This is a genomic window from Polaribacter sp. IC066, from assembly GCF_007997085.1.
GTDB lineage: Bacteria > Bacteroidota > Bacteroidia > Flavobacteriales > Flavobacteriaceae > Polaribacter.
Genome location: NZ_VORR01000010.1, coordinates 26,568 through 46,713, shown reverse-complemented (window position 1 = coordinate 46,713; position 20,146 = coordinate 26,568). Strand labels below are relative to the sequence as shown.

Sequence of the window (20,146 nt, the reverse complement as noted above, 5' to 3'; positions counted from 1 at the left end):
TAGCAAATAATAACAGTTTTAGACATTTTTAAAAAGACACATCAATAAAAAAACAAAAAAATTAATTAAATAAGAAATACATGAAAAGATTTTTAAAGTGGTCCGTTTTTACTTTTGTCATAAGTATGCTAATCTTTACGGCTTGTAAAGAGCAGAAACAAGAGGTTAAAATTAAGACTTTTAAAGAAAAGAAAAAAGTTAGAAAAACGGATAGTAGCCATAAAAAAGGAATTGAGCACATGGCCGATTATCAATTGGCAATTAGAAAACATTTAGATTCGTCGGAAACTTCTTACGAAGACGGATACCTTATAAAGGAGTTTAAAAAAGCAAAACAAAACTTAAAAGCGAAGAAAAGCGCAAATAGTTTAAATCCTGTTTTTATAGAAAGAGGTCCTGTAAACGTTCCTGGAAGAACAAGAGGAATTGCTGTAGACCCTACAAACAATAAAAAGTGGTTTGTTGGTACTGTTGGTGGCGGAGTTTGGAAAACTGAAGATGAAGGACAAACTTGGGTGAATTTAACAGATGCTCAATTGCCTAATTTAGCTACTTCAACGATTGCTATAAGTCAGCAAGACAAAAACACCTTGTATGCAGGTACCGGAGAACCTTTCGGCAACCTTGGCGCTATTGGAGGATCTGGAATTTTTAAAACTACAGATGGCGGAGTTACTTGGACTGCCTTAACAGGAACGTCTAATTTTGGAGATATTGGCAGATTAGTGATCAATCCTAATGATAAAAATAATGTAATTGTTGCGGCAAAAAATGGCATTTATAGAACTACTAATGGAGGTGTTTCATGGACGTCAACCTATTTTCCTACACGCTCTAGCAACTGGGTGCAAGATTTAGATGTAGATCCTACAAATTTTAATATACAATACGGTTCCGTAAGAAATTTAGGCTTGGTAAAAAGTATCAATGGAGGGCAAACCTGGGATATTGTTTTAAACGGAAGTTCTTTTAACAGCAATCATGCAAGATTTGAAACAAGTGTTTCTCCCGCAGATCCTAGTACCATTTTTGTAAGTGTATATTCTGCATCAAATGCCACTACGGGTATAAATACAGATTTTTATGTTTCTAGAAACAGCGGTAATTCTTTTATCAATCTAAATACTACTGGTTCAGCAGAAAATGCAAATCTATTAACAGGGCAAGGGTGGTATGACAATGTTATTTTAGCACACCCATATAACGCAAATGTATTTTATGTAGGGGGTGTTGCTGTTTTTAAAGTTACTATAAACGGTACAAACTTTACATCTTCTTCTATTGCATCTGGGTATGATAATACCAAAATAAACACAGCAGTGCATGTAGATCAGCATGGTTTAACTACCATTTTAGGGAATAACCAAGAGTTTAGAATTTTACTAGCAAATGACGGTGGTATTTATAGCACTTCTTTTAAACAAGACCCTGGAGTAAGTCAAGGAGATTGGTCTGCTGACGCGATTGGTAAAAACAGCACACAATTTTATGGTGCAGTAAAACAGAATGGTCAAGATAATTATTTGGCAGGTGCTCAAGATAATGGCTCTTGGATTTCTCGGGGTGATAACGCAAATAAATCGAAGAACTATACCTATGTTTTTGGGGGTGACGGATATGAAGCGTTATGGCATTATAACAGATCTGGAGATTTTTTGGTAACTTCTCAATATGGTAGAATTGGTAGATATGTAAATAATGTATACGCAGGTGTTGCAGATATCGCAGACTCTGGAAATAGCTCTATAGCGCCTTTTTATTCAAAAATTTCGAGTGCAGATAATAATCCTGATGTAGTTTTTACAATAACAAGCAGAGGTGTTTGGAGGTCTACAGATTTTGGTGCAAATTGGAATTTAACTCAAATCGCTTCTGCATTTGGGTCTTCTAATAATAGTGCTTTAAATGTAGAGGTTTCTCCTGCAGATCCTAATGTTGTTTGGGCTGGTGCTGCCATGACAGAAGATGGTTCTTCGGCTTTGCATGTTTCAGAAGACAACGGGCAAACGTACAAACAAACAAATACTTATAGTAGTCCTAAAAATAATCACAGTTATAATATTAGCGGTATTGGTACTTCTTTAACAGAGAGAAATAGAGCCTACGCACTTTTTTCATCACAAGGAGCTGCTAAAATTTTAAAAACAGAAGATTTAGGGAATTCTTGGACTAATATTTCAGGCAATGCTTTTTCTCGCCTTCCAGATGTTGCGGTGCATTCTATTCTAGAAATGCCTTTTGACCAAAATATTTTGTGGGCGGGTACAGATATCGGAATTTTTGAAACAGAGGATGGTGGTGCTAGTTGGAGTCTTTTAAACGGTTTTATACCTGTAGCAGTTTATGATATGAAAATTGTAAACAATCAAGTAGTAATTGCAACTTATGGTAGAGGCATATGGTCGGCTACCTTAAGCCAGTTAGATGAATATATGGTTGCACCGTTTATGACTTTACCCGAAGTTTCTGCGGTTCAAAAAAATATCGAAAGTTTAAAAACAATTGTAAAGTATAATGTTACTGCTAATCAAGTAAACAGAGTTAAAATTTTTATTGATGATGTAGCGCAAACAGAAGTTTTGCAAAATTTTGATACAGGTGTTATCTATGAATATGAAACAGTAAATTTACAAGAAGGTGTTCATAAGGTTGGGGTTCAGTTATTTGATGATGCCAATAATAATCAAACAACCATAAAAGAGTATCAGTTTGATGTTATTGATTATGAAGCCCCTTCTCAAAATATAGGCATTACAGAATTTAAAGCAGCAGATGTGTACATTTATAATGATGATTTTATAGTTGATACCATGAACGGAGCAGTCTCTAGCCTTGTTTTAAATAATTCTGACCATCCTTATTTAGATAACAAAACATATGTTAATGTTTTTAAAAAACCACTAATTATAACAAAATCAACTACAAGCTTTACGTATACAGATGCGGCTATTGTTGAGCCATATTCAGATGATTTAAGTGATTTAAATAATTTTTATGATTTTGTAAAAATAGAAGCATCAACAGATGGTCAAAACTGGACTTTATTAGACAAATACGATGCGAGAAGGTTTGATGAATGGTTAGATGAATATAATAAAGGAGCAAACGCTTCTATTTCAGATAATTTATTTAAATCTCAAACTATTTCGCTTACAGACAAAGGTTTTTCTATTGGCGATACCATTGTTATTCGATTTGTTTTAACAACAGATGCTGGCGCTACCTCTTTTGGTTGGGCTATTAAATCTATTGAGGGTGCTGTGGCATCTATAGTTGATGTTGTAAACGAAGTAAAATTATTTTCGGTTTACCCAACAATTTCAAACGGAAACTTTACAGTTTTTGGTAAAAATACGTTAGGAAAATCAAAATTGAAGTTAGTTGATATTACAGGTAAAACAGTATTTTATTCCAGCTTAAATTTTAATAATAACGAAAAACAGAAAGTTTCAGTTAATTTAAGTTCAGGAGTTTATTTTGTTGAATTAATAGGAGAAAATAATAAAAGAGGCACTAGCAAGTTAATCCTAGAGTAGGGAATAATTTTTATTTTACTAGTTTTAAGAAGAAGGCGCTTTTATAGCGTCTTTTTTTATGTTCAAAAAATTAACAGAGAAATTGACTTAAAATTCAATTTTATATTTTATTTTTACGAATACCTAACTTCTATCCTCTTTATGTTCATTAAAAAAGCAATCGCTTTCTTTTCAATTTTTCTTTTACTTTTGCTGATTTCTTGTAAATCAAAAGAAGTCGCTAACAACAAAAATGATGCTACTTTGACTACTCAAAATAATAGCGTAGAAAATAAAACATATAATAAAGATAAAACCATGTTATTGGTGACCAGATACACCAATGATATCAACCCAAGAAAAACCATTAATTATAGCGTTTTAGATAGTAAATCTAAAAAAGTTCTAAAATCTGGAGTTTTTACAGGGATGAAGTTAGAATGGTTTACTTTACATCAATTAAAAGGATATCTAAACGTTGGTATGATTGAAAAAGAACCCGATGCCGTGATGTTAAAAGATGCAAAAAATAAAAACATTGTAATAATTGATATAAATTAAAATTACAGAATTAAATTTATTAACTACTATACTAAAAGAAAATGAAAAAAAAATTACCCACTTATTATCGTAAAACCCTAAAAACAATGAATAAGAAAAGGTTCTTAACAGCCGCTATGCTGTTTTTATCTTTTATTAGTTTTGGACAAAATTATAATGACGCAATAAAAGAGTACCTCTCTAACAACCTAGAAAAATTAGATTTATTAGAGGATGATATTAAAGAATGGAAGATGACCAACGAGGTATTTTCTAAACAAACAAAAGTAAGACATGTGTATATACAGCAATTGCATAAAGGAATTCCTGTTTTTAATGCAGTTTCTAATCTTACGTTAAAAGACAATAAAGTAATTTTTGTAGGGAATTCTTTTGTTAAAGATCTCTCTTCAAAAATTAAGTCAACTACGCCAACTTTAAAGGCTGAAAATGCTATTGTACAGGTTGCAGAGCAACTTAAATTAGGAAGGGTGAACGGTGTTGAATTAATGGAAGAATTAGGGAATAACAATTTTGTGTTTTCAAAAAGTGGAATATCTCAAGAAAAAATTTCAGTAGAGCTGGTATACCAGCCTTTAAAAGATGGTTCTGTAAAATTATCTTGGTTGTTAAATGTATATCAATTAGATGGTATTCATTGGTGGAATATTAGAGTTGATGCAAAAACAGGTGTTATTTTACAAAAAAATGATTGGGGTGTAAACTGTAATTATGATATGGATACGGATACACACTCTCATGCGCCAACAATTAAAAAAGAGGAAGTAAAAAGTCCTGTAATTCTAATAAAAAAAAAAGAAAATCTCTTTGAATTAGATCAATATAATGTTTTTAGGTTGCCTGTAGAAAGTCCTAATCATGGCTCTAGAAGCATAGTTTCATCACCCCACAATATAATTGCTTCTCCTTTTGGATGGCATGATACAGATGGTGCAGCCGGTGCAGAATATACAATTACAAGAGGAAACAATGTGCATGCACAATTAGATGATGATGGTGAAAATGAAACTATTGGGTATTCACCAGATGGCGGAAGTGCACTAAACTTTAACTTTCCGTTAGACAGGGATGGCAAAGCAGCAGAGACTTATAAAGATGCTTCGCTAACAAACTTGTTTTATGTAAGTAATATTATGCATGACATTTGGTATCAGTACGGTTTTGATGAAGTTTCAGGAAATTTTCAAGCCAACAATTACGGAAGAGAAGCAGCATTAACTTTTCCGCCAACAGACGGAGACGAAGTTATCGCAGACGGACAAGATGCAAGCGGAAGAAACAATGCTAATTTTGCAACACCAAGAGACGGCAGAAACCCAAGAATGCAAATGTTTCTTTGGGATGATGCCGTGGTAAAAATAAATACAGGCTCTTTATCAGGTAAATATACTGGCGATGCGTACGAGGCGAGTTTTGGTGCTTCATTAGAAGAGAATCCAATAACGGCTAATTTAGCGTTAATGCAAGATTCTGGAGACGATCCGTTACAAGGTTGTTCAGAGAGTGGTCTTGATGTTGCTGGTTTAGCAGGTAATATTGCTGTGATAAGATCAAGTGGTTGTCTTTTTGTAAATAAAGTTCAACTTGCGCAAGACAATAACGCAGTAGCTGTTATTGTTGTAAATAGCAATCCAGGAAGATTTAGAATGGGCGGAGAATCAACAACCATTACAATTCCTGCAATTTCAGTTTCACAAGAACTAGGAGAAGCGATGATTACAGCTTTACAAAACGGAGAATCTTTAAATGTAGCTTTAACAGGCACCCCTTTAGATGGTAGTTTTGATAATGGAATTGTAGCGCATGAATATGGTCACGGAATTTCTAATAGATTAGTAGGTGGTGGTGGTAATGTAAACTGTTTAAGTAACCAAGAGCAACTAGGAGAAGGATGGTCTGATTATTTTGGATTAGCGATTACAATGAAACCAGGAGATACAGATACAACGTTAAGAGGTATTGGTACGTTTACAAGATCAGAAGCAATTACAGGTAGAGGAATTAGACGATATCCTTATACTACAAACATGTCTGTGAATCCTTTTATATTTAGTGATGTAAAAGATCAAGGATTAGGAGATGGTTCTGTATCTGTTCATGGTGTAGGTTCTATATGGGCAGCCATGTTATGGGATTTGCAATGGAAAATGATTGGTATCTACGGGTTTGATTCTAACATGTACACAGGTAATGGTGGAAACAATAAAACCATGCAATTAGTAATTTCTGGTTTAAAACTTACTCCATGTAATTCTGGATTTGTTGGGGCAAGAGATGCAATTCTTGCAGCTGATGAGCTTCTAAATGACGGAGTGAACCAATGTGCTATTTGGGAAGTATTTGCTAGAAGAGGATTAGGATATAGCGCAGACTCTGGTGATGCAGATTCTTTTACAGACCAAACAATAGCGTTTGATATGCCACCAGAAAGTGTATTACCAGCTTCTAAATGTGCTGCTTTAAACCTGAATACTGAAACTTTAAAAATGTTTACTGTGTATCCAAACCCAGCAACAACCTTAATACGTATTTCTTTAGTAAGCGAAGTTAAAAACGCAACTACTGCAATTTATGATATGAACGGAAGAGAAGTATATTCTAAAAAATCAGACTTAAAAGGAACGGTAACAATAAATACTGAAAACTTAAGCGCAGGAATTTATATTTTGAAAATCAATAATGAAGTAATTAGTTATAGTCAAAAAATAATTATAAACTAATTAGCAATGTAGAAGTACAATAACTAAAAAAAGACGCTGTAAAAGCGTCTTTTTTTAGTTTATATTATTAAAATGTTGGGCTAAAGATGCAGCATTTAAACCGATTTTTTTGTGCAGTTCTGTAACATTACCATGTGTTATAAATTCGTCAGGTATCCCTAAAACTTTTACGGTATTTTGATACTTGTTTTCTGATGCAAACTCTAAAATAGTACTTCCAAAGCCCCCTTTTACAGTACCATCTTCAATTGTGATGATTTTGTGATGTTTTTTAAAAACTTGATGCAATAATTTTTCATCCAAAGGTTTCACAAATCGCATATCAAAATGAGCAATTTCATTATTTTTTTCTGATAAATAAATTGCTTCAGAAACAGTATCAGCGATGGTTCCAATAGATAAAACAGCTATTTCACTACCTTCTCTTATACAAATTCCTTTTCCTATTTCTATGGATGTAAAGGGTTGACGCCAGTCTATAGTTTTTCCAGTTCCTCTTGGGTATCTTATGGCAATCGGATTTTTTAACCCCAATTGCGCCGTAAATAACATATTACGCAATTCAATTTCGTTTCTTGGTGCAAAAATAATTAAATTAGGAATGCATCTTAAGAATGCAATATCAAAAACGCCATGATGTGTTGCGCCATCTTCACCTACTAAACCAGCTCTATCTAAACAAAAGATAACAGGCAAGTTTTGCAAGGCAACATCATGAATTATTTGGTCATAAGCGCGTTGTAAAAATGTTGAATAGATATTGCAAAAAGCGATTAATCCTTGTGTTGCCATGCCTGCGGCCAAGGTTACGGCGTGTTGCTCTGCAATACCAACATCAAAAGTTCTATCAGGAAATTTTTGCATCATCAATTTAAGAGAACTACCCGTTAACATTGCCGGCGTTATGCCTACAATTTTATCGTTTTTTTTGGCAAGCTCTACAATAGTTTCTCCAAAAACATCTTGATATTTAGTAAATAAGCTCTTTTTTTTTTTAATTCTTTCACCCGTAATTTTATCAAACTTACCAGGCGCATGGTAGGTTATTTGATCTTCTTCTGCCTTCTGTAAACCTTTACCTTTTGTGGTTATAATATGCAAAAATTTAGGGCCTTTTACATGTTTTAATCGTTCTAATTCAGCAATTAGTTTTGGTAAATCATGGCCATCAATAGGGCCAGAATAATCAAAATTTAAAGCTTTTATAATATTGTTTTGAGTTGCTAGTTTTCTATCGGTTTTTACTTTTGTGAGATACTCTTTTAAAGCACCCACCGAAGGATCAATACCGATTGCATTATCATTTAAAATAATGAGTAAATTAGCATTAGAAACGCCTGCATGATTCAGCGCTTCAAAAGCCATACCACTTGCAATAGAAGCATCACCAATTACGGCAATATGATGTTTGTGTGTTTCACCTTTTAAATTAGAGGCAATAGCCATTCCTAAAGCTGCAGAAATAGAGGTAGATGAATGACCTACGCCAAAAGTATCAAATTCACTTTCTTTTCTTGACGGGAAACCCGAAATACCATCAAATTGTCTATTGGTATGAAAAATATCTTTTCTATTTGTTAAAATTTTATGACCGTAAGCTTGGTGCCCAACATCCCAGACAAGCAAATCATTTGGAGTGTCAAATAAATAATGCAGCGCAATTGTTAATTCTATAACTCCTAAACTTGCGCCTAAATGGCCTTCCTTTGCAGCTATAATATCTATAATAAACGTTCGTAATTCTTGCGCTAATTGCGGTAATTGTTCAGGATTTAATTTTCTTAAATCAGACGGATTGGAGATGTTGTTTAACAAGTTTTTCATTCGGTTACAAAAGTACGATATACATTTTTGTGTCTGAAATAAAGGACTGTAAGAAATGCGAATCTATCGTAAAATATTTACCGTAAATTTACAGTATTAAGAGACACCCTATGATACTTCCTTTTGACGATACTTATTTTATGAAAAAAGCCTACCAAGAAGCAGAAATAGCTTTTGATAAAGGAGAAATTCCGGTGGGTGCTGTTATTGTATTCAAAAATCAAATTATTGCAAGAGCGCATAATTTAACAGAAACATTAAACGATGTTACTGCCCATGCAGAAATGCAAGCTTTTACGGCTGCTGCAGATTTTTTAGGAGGTAAGTATTTGAAAGATTGTGTTTTATATGTTACATTAGAGCCTTGCCAAATGTGTGCAGGGGCTAGTTATTGGACCCAAATAGATAAAATTGTTTTTGGCGCTTCTGAACCCAATAGAGGTTTTATCAACTTAAATACCAAATTACATCCTAAAACAGCGGTGATTACAGGAGTTTTAGAAAATGAATGTTCCCTGATCTTAAAAAGATTTTTTATTGAAAAAAGGAATTTGAATTAAGAAGAAACTGTTAAAATTTTAACAAACTCTTCTTAAAAAATTTGTAGTTTAGTTTGTTTTGAAGAACTTTATCGGTAATTCAAATAAAACCAAATCCTACACATGAAAAATAGCATCTTAAGTTTTGCGATGATTATTACTGCATCAGTAATTTTTGCGCAAGAAACTCCAAAACCAAATTATCGACAGGCGGCTAAATATTCGCCAAAAAACCTAGCTAAAATGGTGCATTCAACCAGTGTGAGTCCGCATTGGCTAAAAAAAGGAAATCGTTTTTGGTATTCTTATAAAACTTCTGACGGGTCTAATCATTATTTGGTTGATATAGATAAAAAGTCTAAAAAGCCGCTTTTTGATAATGTAAAAATGGCCAAATGGTTAACCGAAATCACCAAAGATCCTTATGATGCTCAACATTTACCTCGTTTAAGCTTTAAGTTTAACGAAGCAGAAAATGCAATTCGCTTTAGAGTAAAAGCCACAGAAGAGGTTGTGATGATCGAAGAAGATAAAAAGGAAACGAAGGAAGAAATCGAAAAAGATTCTACAGCAACCAAAAAGGCGAAAAAGCCAAAAATGGAGAAAAAAACCTACCATTTAGAATATACGTTAGGTGGTAATGGTCTAAAAATAATAGACACCATAAAAAAGGAAAAAAAACCTTGGGAAAAATGGGCAAATATTGCTCCAGACAGTTCTATTGTTTTGTATAGCAAAAATTATAATATGTACTGGATGGATAAAATGAACTTTAAAAAATTCATCAAAGACGAAAAAGATTCTACCGTTGTAGAAAATCAATGGACAAAAGATGGCGAAGAAAATTACGGTTATGGTGGCGGCAATAGAGGTGAAGATAATGTGGATGTAGAAAAAAACAAGGATAAGAGAAAAGGTGTTTGGGGAACATGGTCTCATGATTCTGAAAAGTTCGTGTTTCAGAAATCTGACTCAAGACATATTAAAGATTTATGGGTAATTAATTCTACGGGTAAAAAAAGACCAACGTTAGAAACTTATAAATACCACATGCCAGGAGAACAAGAATTTTATAAATCTGAATTGATGATTTTTGATATGCCTACAAAAAGTCATGTAATGGTTCCTTTAGATACTGTTAAGCAGCAAAGTATTGATGTATATCGAGCACCAAGAAAACAGTCACAAAGAGACGATGATTTTACGCCCTCCTTATTATTATCAAAAAAAGGGAAGGTATATTTTAGTAGTATTTCTAGAGATCGTAAAAAATTTGATATTCATGTTGCAGATATCAATACCGGAGAGTATAAAACGATTATTAAAGAACGATTTAATACGTATATAGAATCTAGACCTTTAATTTTATTTAACAACGAAACAGAAATATTACATTGGGCAGAGCGCGATGGTTGGGCACATTTTTATTTGTATGATGCCGATGGTAATTTGAAAAACCAAGTAACAGAAGGCGATTATCATGTAGATAATTTTGCGGGGTTAGATGAAAAAAGTAGAACGCTTTATTTTACTGCAAACGGTGTAGATAAAAAGCAAGATCCTTATTACTTGCATACCTATAGCATTAGTTTAAATGGAAGTGGAATGCGCACATTAGATGCTGGTAATTATACAGCAAGTGCCTCTATGGCAGATTCTAATGAGTATTTTGTAAGCAATTACTCGCGTGTAAATACTGTTCCAAAATCGGAAGTAAGAGATGCAAGTGGAAAGAAAGTGATGGATTTAGAAACGGCAGATTTATCACAATTAATGGCTTCTGGTTATCAATTTCCAGAAACTTTTAAGGTAAAAGCAGATGACGGAATTACAGATATTTACGGAGTAATGTACAAGCCTTTTGATATGGACTCTACCAAAGTATATCCGCTTTTAGAGTATGTATATCCTGGGCCACAAACAGAGGCTGTTAATAAGTCTTTTTCATACAGAATGGATCGTTTAGATAGAATGGCACAAGTTGGTTTTGTGGTGATTACGCTTGGTAACAGAGGTGGTCATCCAGACCGATCTAAATGGTATCATAATTATGGATACGGAAATTTACGTGATTATGGTTTGGCTGATAAAAAATATGTTGCGCAACAATTAGCGAACAAACATGCATTTATTGATATCGAAAAAATAGGAATATATGGTCATTCTGGCGGTGGATTTATGTCTACAGCAGCAATGTTAGTGTATCCAGATTTCTTTAAAGCTGCAGTTTCATCCGCAGGAAATCATGATAATAATGTGTATAATTCTTGGTGGAGTGAAACGCATCATGGTGTGCAAGAAGAAATTGATGAAAAAGGAAAAATTTCTCATACATATGAAATTGATGACAATCAATCTTTAGCGAAAAACTTAAAAGGACATTTAATGTTAATTCATGGAGATATGGATAATAACGTACATCCTGCCGGAACTATTAGAATGGCAAATGAATTGATTAAGGCACACAAACGTTTTAAATTTATGACGATGCCCGGACAAAGACATGGTTTTGGTGATATGACAGAATATTCTTTCTGGTTACGTGCAGATCATTTTAGTAAATATTTATTAGGTGAAGAAAATACAGATGTAGATTTTATGTTTATGAATTTAAATGAACCAATGAATAAATAATTTAAGCTATTTTGGCTGTTAGTTGGCAGCTAATATTTTAAAAAACTAAAAACTCCGAATGAAAATTCGGAGTTTTTTTATGCTTTTTGATCAAATTGTATTCCTAAACAGGCAAGTAGAAAGTTAGTTTGAACTTGTTTAAAATTTTATTTAGCCGATAACCAGTTTTCTCTATTTTTTAAAATTTTAGCAGAAAGGTTTTCTTTTTCAATAGCAGAAATTGAATACGTTTCATTTTTTTGTAAAATTAGTTTTGTTGTTTTTTGAACGCCATAACGTTTAAAACTAATTGTAATTTCATCGCCAACATTACTCTTTTTTAATGTTGATGAAATGTCATTATCATTTTTGGTGTTTATATTATTGATGGATAAAATGGTATCTCCTTTTTGCAATTTAGCTTTGTAAATAGAACTTCCAATTTTAGGATTACCACTGATATTTATCCCGTTTAAATTAGATTCAAAATCACTTTTTGTTTCTTTTTGTTCCAAAGAAACTCCGACAGATGCAAATAAGGTTTTGTAATCGGGCATTTCGCTTTTATAGATATAGTTCTCAAAAAATTTGATTTCCAAATTTATTACCAGCGTATTCATTTAAAGCGTCATTTAGGTTTTTGATGGTGTACGGAATTTCTTTTTTTCCATACTTCTGCCAAACTAATTTCATGAAATCATCTAGGTTTTTGTCTTGTTTTCTTAAGGATAAATCCAATACTAAGCCCAAAACACTTCCGTAAGAATAATAAGAAATAAAGGTGTTCTCTCTGTTTACAGGATCTACAGAAGTTGCCGCGTCTACAAACGGGGCTTGATAACTCATTTCAATCGGATTAAAAAATTGTGTAGCAGGAGAATTCCAAACATAATTGAAGGTTCCGTTCAATCCACTTATATATTCTTCATCTGTAATAATTGCTGCTCTAAATAAAATTAAATCGGTATAATAACTTGTAAAACCCTCTGCAAACCACAATTCACCACTCATATTTGCTTCCTCAAAATTAAAAGGTTCTAAAGATTGTGGACGAATTCTTTCTACATTCCAAGCATGGAAAAACTCGTGAGAAACGGTTCCGATATTATCTTCCATTCCGCCATTTGTTAAACTTCTTGTACTTGTTAAAATGGTTGAATTTCTATGTTCCATTCCGTCGCTGGAAGCATTGGGAATGTAACAGGCTAAAAAAGTATATTCATTAAAGTCAAATTCTGGTAATTCTCCAAAAACTGCTTTTTCTTGTAACACAATTTTTTTTACTTTTTCGAAGTACTCGTCCAATTCACCAGCTGTTCCATTATGATGTAAAACAAAATTTATTTGCTGCTCATCCACTTTAAAAGAACGTATTTGATGATTGCTAATTTCAGTAGGACTGTCCATAAAATAGTCCAAATTCGGAGCAGAATAGGTGTTTTCTGATTCCTTTTTTAGTTGCGTTGCCACTTTCCAATTTAAATCTTTTCTGGGATGAAAAGTGATTTCAATCGGATTTTCAACATGTGATTTCGCAAACATAAATGTTGCCGGTATATTTAAATGTGCATGCGTTTCATCAACTTGAGCGTAGGTACCGCCGCCACGATTTGCAAATATGGTGTAGGAAACGATTACAGTTCCGTCGTGTTTTTCTACAATCCATTCATACGGATCCTGTCTTGTAATTTCTAAATTATCGCCTTTGCTATTGGTTGCTTTTACATTGTATACATTTTTAGCAAACTCATGTATTGCATATCTTCCTGGTGAACTTCTAGGCATTCTAAAGGTAAATGTATCCGCAGAAATGTCAGCAAAAGTAATGTTTACTTCGGCTTCATGATGCACGGCATTTTCAAAACTGATACTATATTTTACAATTGATTTTTCTTTGGTAGTTTCCTTTTTATCACAAGAAATAAAAGCGATAAAAATTGATAAAAGTAGAGTTTTAAAAAAAGTAATTTTCATAAGAGTTGGTTTTTAAACATCACTCAAAACTACACAAAAAAAGTACTATTCTTTTTGATACTCTAAAATATCTGCTGGCTGGCACTCTAAAGCTTTACAAATAGCTTCTAAAGTAGAAAAACGAACAGCCTTTGCTTTTCCAGATTTTAAGACAGATAAATTTGCAGTAGTAATACCAATAATTTCTGCCAATTCCTTACTTCGCATTTTTCGTTTGGCGAGCATCACATCTAAATTCACTATGATTGCCATATTATATTGTTAAATCGTTTTCTTGTTGAATATGATGTCCTTTATTTAATAAAATACTTAAGAGTAATAAACTTAAACCAACAAGAATTAAGGTAATGTCAAACTCAATACTAGGATTTATATTTAATCGAATACCATTGTTTTGACTTGTATTTTCAAAACCAGCATATTTAAAGTAAAAACTAAATATAACACTTAAAGTTAAGGTCAATAATTGTCCTATAACCAATAGAAATCCAATAAATTTTATTTTTTTAGACAATTCTAAACTAAAGTTAAACTCTTTTTTTAAAAGTTTAAAAATAGATTTTAATTGATAAAGTATTAAAAGCGTTATTATAAAAGGAATGTAGCTTCTAATGAGTTGACAGAGTGTAAAAAACCAATTAGAAGATTTTATATTTAAGTATCCTTCTGTTGTAAAAGAAGAAGTACTTGTTTTTAAAAACTGATTTTTTTCAAAAGAAAAACCAATTTGAAGCTTATTGCCAGTAATTTTTATACCTGATGAATTCTTAAAGAAGCTATCTAATTTTTTTTCAGTTAATCCTGCCGCTTCTAAACGCTGTTTGTTAAAATTACCAGGAATATTATCTTTAAAAAAGTTGTCATTAGGATTAATGAATCTGCTGAATGTAATACTAGAGGTAGATTGATTAGTTGAATCTTTTTTGTAGTTCAATTCTTCTTTTGGTGGTGAAATATATAGGTCAATTTTAACAGGAACATTATAACCCTTTGAGTAATGTCCTTTAGAGTGCATTCTACCATTTTCAGATGCTTTAAAAGAGCCATTATCTGTAAATAACTCCATTGAAATCTGAAATAAAAAAAATGCAAGTACAGACCAAAAAGCAATTGTGAAAATACCGTTTAAAAACCTGATAAGATTTTTATTGTAGAATAAACTAATTATGACTAATCCAAAGAAAATTAGTAAACCAACATATAATAGCATGGGATAAATTATATCTATTGTATTCATTGCATCTGTTATTATAATTTCATTCACGGTTATATAGTTAAATCGTTTTCTTGTTTTGTCTTTCTACCTTTTTCAAAAACTTCGCTTAAGAACATTAAAAATAATCCTATAAGTGTACAGACGAGAAAAGAATTATCTATACCAAGTTTAATTTCGTTCATGAAAATTAAGGCTATAAGAAAATTAAAAATAGCATAACATACTCCGGATAAAAGAATTAGTTTTCCAGATGTATTAAAGTTTTTAATTACTTTTTTAGAAAAATAATTCTCATTAGATAAATCGTCCAGAGATTCTTTTAGAAAGTAAATTGCGCAAATATAAAGTAGATAAATTACGGTTGATGAAATTAGAAGAAGAGCAAATTGGAGAGTACTTAAGTTAGATAAATCAAATCCTTCAACAATATTTATTGATTTAATTTTATCAGTTGCAAATAAAACAGGAAGAATTGCCACAAAAAGAAGCAGTACTGAAAGGAGCAGGTAATAATAGAAATTAATTAGTTTTTTTAAAAGAGGTATTGTTTTCATTTTTATATGATTTGACATTGCAAATATATAAAAATTATCGAAAAACAATAATAAAATATTAAAAAAAGGTAATTTTAAACTTTTTTGATGACGTTTGTTACAATTCCCCAAATCATAAAATCGTTGTCTGCCGTTATTTTTATAATCGGATAATCAGGGTTTTCTGGCTGTAACCAAACTTCATTTTTAGATACTCGTAAACGTTTTACGGTAAATTCGCCGTCTAGAAAGCAAACTGCAATTTTGTTGTTAGCAGGTTCTAAACTTCTATCAATAACTAGTAAATCGTTATCATCTAAACCTGCATCAATCATAGATTGTCCTTTTACTTTTGCGTAAAAAGTGCTGTCCTTATTTCTAACCAATTCATCATCTAAAGAGATTCGGTTTTGGTTAAAATCGCCTGCTGGAGAAGGAAAACCTGCCGAAATTCCTACATCAATTAACATAGCGCCATTTCCAGAAGAAGCTTTTGGAGAAAAAAAAGTAAGATTTTCAGATATTTTCATGGCTTGTAAATTACAATTTTTCTTTCAACTTTTCAGCATATTCTTTAATCACATTTCTATCAAAATATGGTTCCTCATCAATTCGGCCAATAACGTGTACGTCACTCATTTTTTTGATGATTGCTTCTGTTGTTTTATGTTCCTTACCAGAAAAAATAACAGCGACTTCAAACCCTTTTTCTTTTAATAAATTTAGGGTTAATAAAGTATGATTAATGCTGCCTAAACAATGGCGAGAAACTACAATTACCTTGTATTCAGGTTTTATTAAATCTAAAATAGTAGTTGTATCGTTTAAAGGTACTAGCACACCACCAGCGCCTTCAATGACCAAATTATTTTTGGTTTCTGGCTCTAGTATTTTGTTTAAATCGATGGTAACATCATCAATTTCTGCAGCTGCATGCGGACTCATCGGTGTTTTTAAGGCATACGAATTTGGATGAAATACCGATTTCGAATTAGAAATTAGTTTTTTAACCTTATGTGTATCAGAATTGTCTAATTCTCCTGCTTGAACGGGTTTCCAGTAATCGGCTTCTAATGCTTCTGTAACAATTGCGGCAACGATTGTTTTGCCGACCTCTGTAGAAATTCCGGTAATAAAATATTTTTTTTGCATTAAAAAATTGTTTTGCAATCGTTACAAATATGTCTTGTTTTTTCAAAAAAAGGAAATAGCATATAAAATACATTTTTCCGCTGAATAGGCGCAATTAAAATTCTGGTAGAACTGCATTTCGGACAGCTAATATCCTTATCGTTTTTATCTTTTTGATAGGTTCTAATCTCATTATAAACTACAGCAGCTTTTTCAAAATCATTTTTATGTACTAATAATTTTACGCCGCCAATAGCATTGCTCACTAAAGGATCGGTATCTATCGTTTTTTCGTCCATCAACATGGTTGTAAATCCGTCTGAATCTAATCTCGATTTTGTAACGTGCGCTTCTGTAGAAAACTCGAAAACTGCTAAAATTTTAAAGTTATTGTTCATACCATTAACTACATTATTTTATGTCAGAAAGGGTTTAAAAGTCTTTCTGTTTTTAGGTTTGGTCTAAATTTATTTAATCAGATACTGAATTAGATTCACCGAAAGCAAAAATAGTCAACAAACTTAAAACTTCACTAATTTCTTTTGCAGAATTATAACTGTGTAAGCAAAAACGCAAACGTTCTTTTTTTTCTGGAACTGTTGGTGCCACTATTGCTTTTACATCAAAGCCTTTTTCTTGAAGTTGCCTTGAAATTAATTTCACTTTTTCATTACCAGAAATTAGGCAACAATGAATGGCTGAATCACTCTCAATAAAAAGTTTTTGTAGTTTTAACTTTATTATTTCAGATTTAAAGAGCTCAATATTTTCTTTAAGTTTTTTTGTATGCCGAACTTGGTTGAGCATCTCATGATAAGCCATTTTTATGGTTGCCAAGGAATGAGGAGATAAACCAGTGGTGTAGATAAAACTTCGTGCAAAATTTACGAGATAGTTTTGTAAATCTTGGCTTCCTAAAATTGCGGCCCCATGACAACCCAAAGCTTTACCAAAGGTAATAATTCTTGCAAAAACATCATTTTGTAGGTTTAGTTCTTGCACAAGACCACAACCATTTTTGCCAAAAACACCAACGGCATGTGCTTCATCCACAATTAAAAAAGCGTTGTATTTTTTACAGATTTCTGATATAGAAATAAGTTCAGGAGAATCGCCATCCATAGAAAAAACCGATTCTGTAACCACGTAAATTTCTGATTGATCATGCCGAACTCGTTTGAGCATCTCCTCTAAATCAGTACAATTATTGTGTTGAAACCTATACGATTTTGCATTGCTTAATTGAATTCCGTCTCTAATCGAAGCATGAGAATACTCATCATAGATAATAATATCATTTCTTTGCGGCACTGCAGCGAAAAAGCCAATATTAGCATCATAACCAGAATTAAAAATAGTTGCAGCTTCTGTTTGATGAAATTCGCTTAAAAAACGTTCAACGTCCTCATATAAAAAATGATTTCCAGATAACAATCTACTTCCTGTTGCGCCATTTTGTTTGATTTTTCGATCTACTAAAAACTGATGGGTACACTCAAAAATATCTTCAGATTTTGCAAGTCCTAAATAATCATTAGAAGAAAAATCAATTAAATTATTTGGCGGAGTTAATTTTCGTAAAGAATTATTTTCTTTACGAATATTTAATTTCGTTGTTAATTTCTTTGGCAATTTCATCACTACAAAAATAGACAAAATTCAATACCTTTACGTTGCTGTTTGTATTGATAACTTGTAAAAATGTTTGTACTTTTTTGGAGTAAGTTTTTAAACGGAATTTGCAAGAAAAATCAGTTTTATTGCAACGAATAATAGCTATTATTTTATTTTTTGAGTGATGAATCAACTAATAGTTTACGTTTAAATTCAGTTGCTGGTAGATTAAATTTTTAGTCAAAAAATAGACTAAAAAAAAGAAAATAAAAAGTAGATAGACTCAAAATATAAATCATGGAATTAATTAGCTTTAAAATATCCACAGATCATTCTCTATTAAATGAACAGAATCATATAACACCGTATGTTGCTTCTTTGTTAAGTAAAATTCATCCAGAATTACCGAAAACTAAAACAAATACATTAAAAAAGTTATTAAAATATACAGTACAATTTCCTAAAGTTCCTGTTTTTAAAAATTACCTAACAACGTATTATATTTTTAATAGCAACCCAGAAAAGGCAAGAGAATGCAACTTATGGTTAGTAAAAGAGCATCCTAATTATTTATTTGGCTTGTTAAGTCTCGCTTCTACCTTAATAGAAAATGAAAATTTTGACGAAGTAAAAAATGTTTTAGGTAAAAATTTATTGTTACATGAATTATATCCAGAACGCACAGAGTTCCATTTAGACGAGGTAATGGCTTATTTTTCAGTTAGTATACAATACTTGTTGGCTGTAGGAGATATCGACGAGGCAGAAGTACGGTTAGAAATATTAGAAGAGATTGATAATGAACACCCAAAGTATCTGGTTGCTAATGAAATGAAAAGGCATTACTTCTACGGTTTAGCTTCGAAAAGAATGAGTAAAGAAAGAGAGTTAATGTTAATGGTGCCAGAAATTGATAGAACATCTGCTTTGCAAACAATAAATCCTCCAGTTTTTAATTACCCTAGAGAAATTGATATTTTATATTCAAGAGGAATTGATGAAATTAAAGAAAGTCAATTAGAATTATTTAATCATTTAGAGGTAGACAAACTTACAGAAGATTTAATTCAAGTTGTAAATGATTCTATTGTTAGATTTGATCATTATTCACGTTTTTATATCGGGGATAAAGAGATAACGACCGATTTGGTTTCACACGCTTTTTTATTGCTTGCACACTTAAAACAGGAAAAAGCACTTCCAGTTTTATTAGAGGTTTTAAAGCAAAATGGTACCTATCTAGATTTTTGGTTTGGAGATTCTTTACCTAGCTTGGCAACACCAGCCCTATACTTTTCAGAAAAAAATAATGTTGAAGCATTGGTTTCTTTTATTCAAGAGCCAAATATAGGTGCGTATACAAAAAGCATAGTTCAAGAAACTTTATGTAAAATTTTATATTATAAAAATGGAGGTTCTAAAGCTGATTTAGTAAGCTATAGCAAAGATATTTTAAATTATTTTATCAGAAATAAGGCAGATGAAAATATAGTAGACACCGAATTTTTAGGTCTTTTTGTTTCAGATTTAATAAATTTTAGGTGTAAAGAATTATTGCCAGAAATTAAGGAACTTTTTAATTTAGAAATTATTGGATATTGGATTTGTGGAGATTACGAGGAAGTAGCTAAAGATATATCTAAAGAATTTAACGAAGATTTATCTGTAAAAGAAAACTCTATTTTAGAAAAATACAATGCTTTTAAAGAGTATTGGTTAAATGATTCAGGTACTTTTTTTGATGATACAGCTATTGATGACGAATATTTTGATAAAGATTTTCCTCTAGAGAAGAATCCAATCAGTCCTGCTTACTTTGTAAACGAATCAAAAAAAATAGGTAGAAACGAACCTTGCCATTGCGGCAGCGGCAAGAAGTATAAAAAATGCTGTATAAATTTGTAAA

General features: G+C 31.9%; 16 protein-coding genes. 6 read left to right on the top strand and 10 right to left on the bottom strand.

All coding sequences use genetic code 11. From position 1 onward, the window contains the following. Nucleotides 1-80 precede the first annotated feature (80 nt). The 3 genes from ES044_RS04975 (at nt 81) to ES044_RS04965 (ending at nt 6,796) form a co-directional block, all read left to right on the top strand. Nucleotides 81-3,536 carry a T9SS type A sorting domain-containing protein gene (locus ES044_RS04975; RefSeq protein ID WP_147118245.1) on the top strand — a complete coding sequence of 1,152 codons (3,456 nt, stop codon included), beginning with the start codon at nt 81-83 and terminating at the stop codon, nt 3,534-3,536. 243 nt (nt 3,537-3,779) lie between these two features. Beyond that, nucleotides 3,780-4,076 carry a hypothetical protein gene (locus tag ES044_RS04970; protein ID WP_147118244.1) on the top strand — a complete coding sequence of 99 codons (297 nt, stop codon included), beginning with the start codon at nt 3,780-3,782 and terminating at the stop codon, nt 4,074-4,076. An 86-nt stretch (nt 4,077-4,162) separates the two neighbouring features. Further along, on the top strand, nt 4,163-6,796 hold the full coding sequence (locus tag ES044_RS04965; protein ID WP_223813542.1) for a T9SS-dependent M36 family metallopeptidase: 2,634 nt from the start codon (nt 4,163-4,165) through the stop codon (nt 6,794-6,796). A 54-nt stretch (nt 6,797-6,850) separates the two neighbouring features. On the opposite strand, the gene dxs is transcribed toward ES044_RS04965, so the two are convergent. After that, nucleotides 6,851-8,620, bottom strand: coding sequence for a 1-deoxy-D-xylulose-5-phosphate synthase (dxs, locus tag ES044_RS04960; protein WP_147118242.1), 1,770 nt, complete (start codon nt 8,618-8,620; stop codon nt 6,851-6,853). A gap of 110 nt (nt 8,621-8,730) precedes the next feature. Between dxs and ES044_RS04955 the strand changes: the two genes are divergently transcribed. After that, the gene (locus ES044_RS04955) at nt 8,731-9,180 is read left to right on the top strand and encodes a nucleoside deaminase (protein WP_147118241.1); all 450 of its coding nucleotides are present in this window, start codon (nt 8,731-8,733) and stop codon (nt 9,178-9,180) included. Between the two features lie 102 nt (nt 9,181-9,282). After that, entirely contained in the window at nt 9,283-11,793 is a 2,511-nt protein-coding gene (locus ES044_RS04950; RefSeq protein WP_189663189.1) for a S9 family peptidase, read from the top strand. Between the two features lie 146 nt (nt 11,794-11,939). Here ES044_RS04950 and ES044_RS19450 read toward each other — a convergent pair whose 3' ends face one another. The 9 genes from ES044_RS19450 to ES044_RS04910 form a co-directional block, all read right to left on the bottom strand. Continuing rightward, nucleotides 11,940-12,329: a PDZ domain-containing protein gene (locus ES044_RS19450; RefSeq protein WP_410524669.1), complete on the bottom strand. Its 390-nt coding sequence runs from the start codon at nt 12,327-12,329 to the stop codon at nt 11,940-11,942. Between the two features lie 22 nt (nt 12,330-12,351). Next, nucleotides 12,352-13,746 carry a M61 family metallopeptidase gene (locus tag ES044_RS04945; protein ID WP_410524668.1) on the bottom strand — a complete coding sequence of 465 codons (1,395 nt, stop codon included), beginning with the start codon at nt 13,744-13,746 and terminating at the stop codon, nt 12,352-12,354. Nucleotides 13,747-13,791: 45 nt separating this feature from the next. Further along, the gene (locus ES044_RS04940) at nt 13,792-13,998 is read right to left on the bottom strand and encodes a helix-turn-helix domain-containing protein (protein ID WP_147118240.1); all 207 of its coding nucleotides are present in this window, start codon (nt 13,996-13,998) and stop codon (nt 13,792-13,794) included. 1 nt (nt 13,999) lies between these two features. Beyond that, nucleotides 14,000-14,983 (bottom strand): DUF2975 domain-containing protein, encoded by a 984-nt coding sequence (locus ES044_RS04935; protein ID WP_147118239.1) that lies wholly within the window; start codon nt 14,981-14,983, stop codon nt 14,000-14,002. Nucleotides 14,984-15,012: 29 nt separating this feature from the next. After that, nucleotides 15,013-15,516: a DUF2975 domain-containing protein gene (locus ES044_RS04930; protein ID WP_189663188.1), complete on the bottom strand. Its 504-nt coding sequence runs from the start codon at nt 15,514-15,516 to the stop codon at nt 15,013-15,015. 74 nt (nt 15,517-15,590) lie between these two features. Beyond that, nucleotides 15,591-16,025, bottom strand: a complete 435-nt coding sequence (locus tag ES044_RS04925) for a LexA family protein (protein ID WP_147118237.1) — start codon at nt 16,023-16,025, stop codon at nt 15,591-15,593. Between the two features lie 10 nt (nt 16,026-16,035). Then, a complete protein-coding gene (bioD, locus tag ES044_RS04920) occupies nt 16,036-16,647 on the bottom strand; it encodes a dethiobiotin synthase (RefSeq protein ID WP_147118236.1) in 612 nt (203 codons plus the stop codon). Continuing rightward, nucleotides 16,647-17,024 (bottom strand): DUF2007 domain-containing protein, encoded by a 378-nt coding sequence (locus tag ES044_RS04915; protein ID WP_147118235.1) that lies wholly within the window; start codon nt 17,022-17,024, stop codon nt 16,647-16,649. Before ES044_RS04915 ends, bioD begins: the two co-directional genes overlap by 1 nt. Before the next feature lie 73 nt (nt 17,025-17,097). Beyond that, on the bottom strand, nt 17,098-18,264 hold the full coding sequence (locus tag ES044_RS04910; protein ID WP_147118296.1) for an aminotransferase class I/II-fold pyridoxal phosphate-dependent enzyme: 1,167 nt from the start codon (nt 18,262-18,264) through the stop codon (nt 17,098-17,100). 273 nt (nt 18,265-18,537) lie between these two features. On the opposite strand from ES044_RS04910, the gene ES044_RS04905 reads away from it, so the two are divergent. Further along, nucleotides 18,538-20,145: a DUF1186 domain-containing protein gene (locus ES044_RS04905; RefSeq protein ID WP_147118295.1), complete on the top strand. Its 1,608-nt coding sequence runs from the start codon at nt 18,538-18,540 to the stop codon at nt 20,143-20,145. Nucleotide 20,146: the final 1 nt, after the last annotated feature.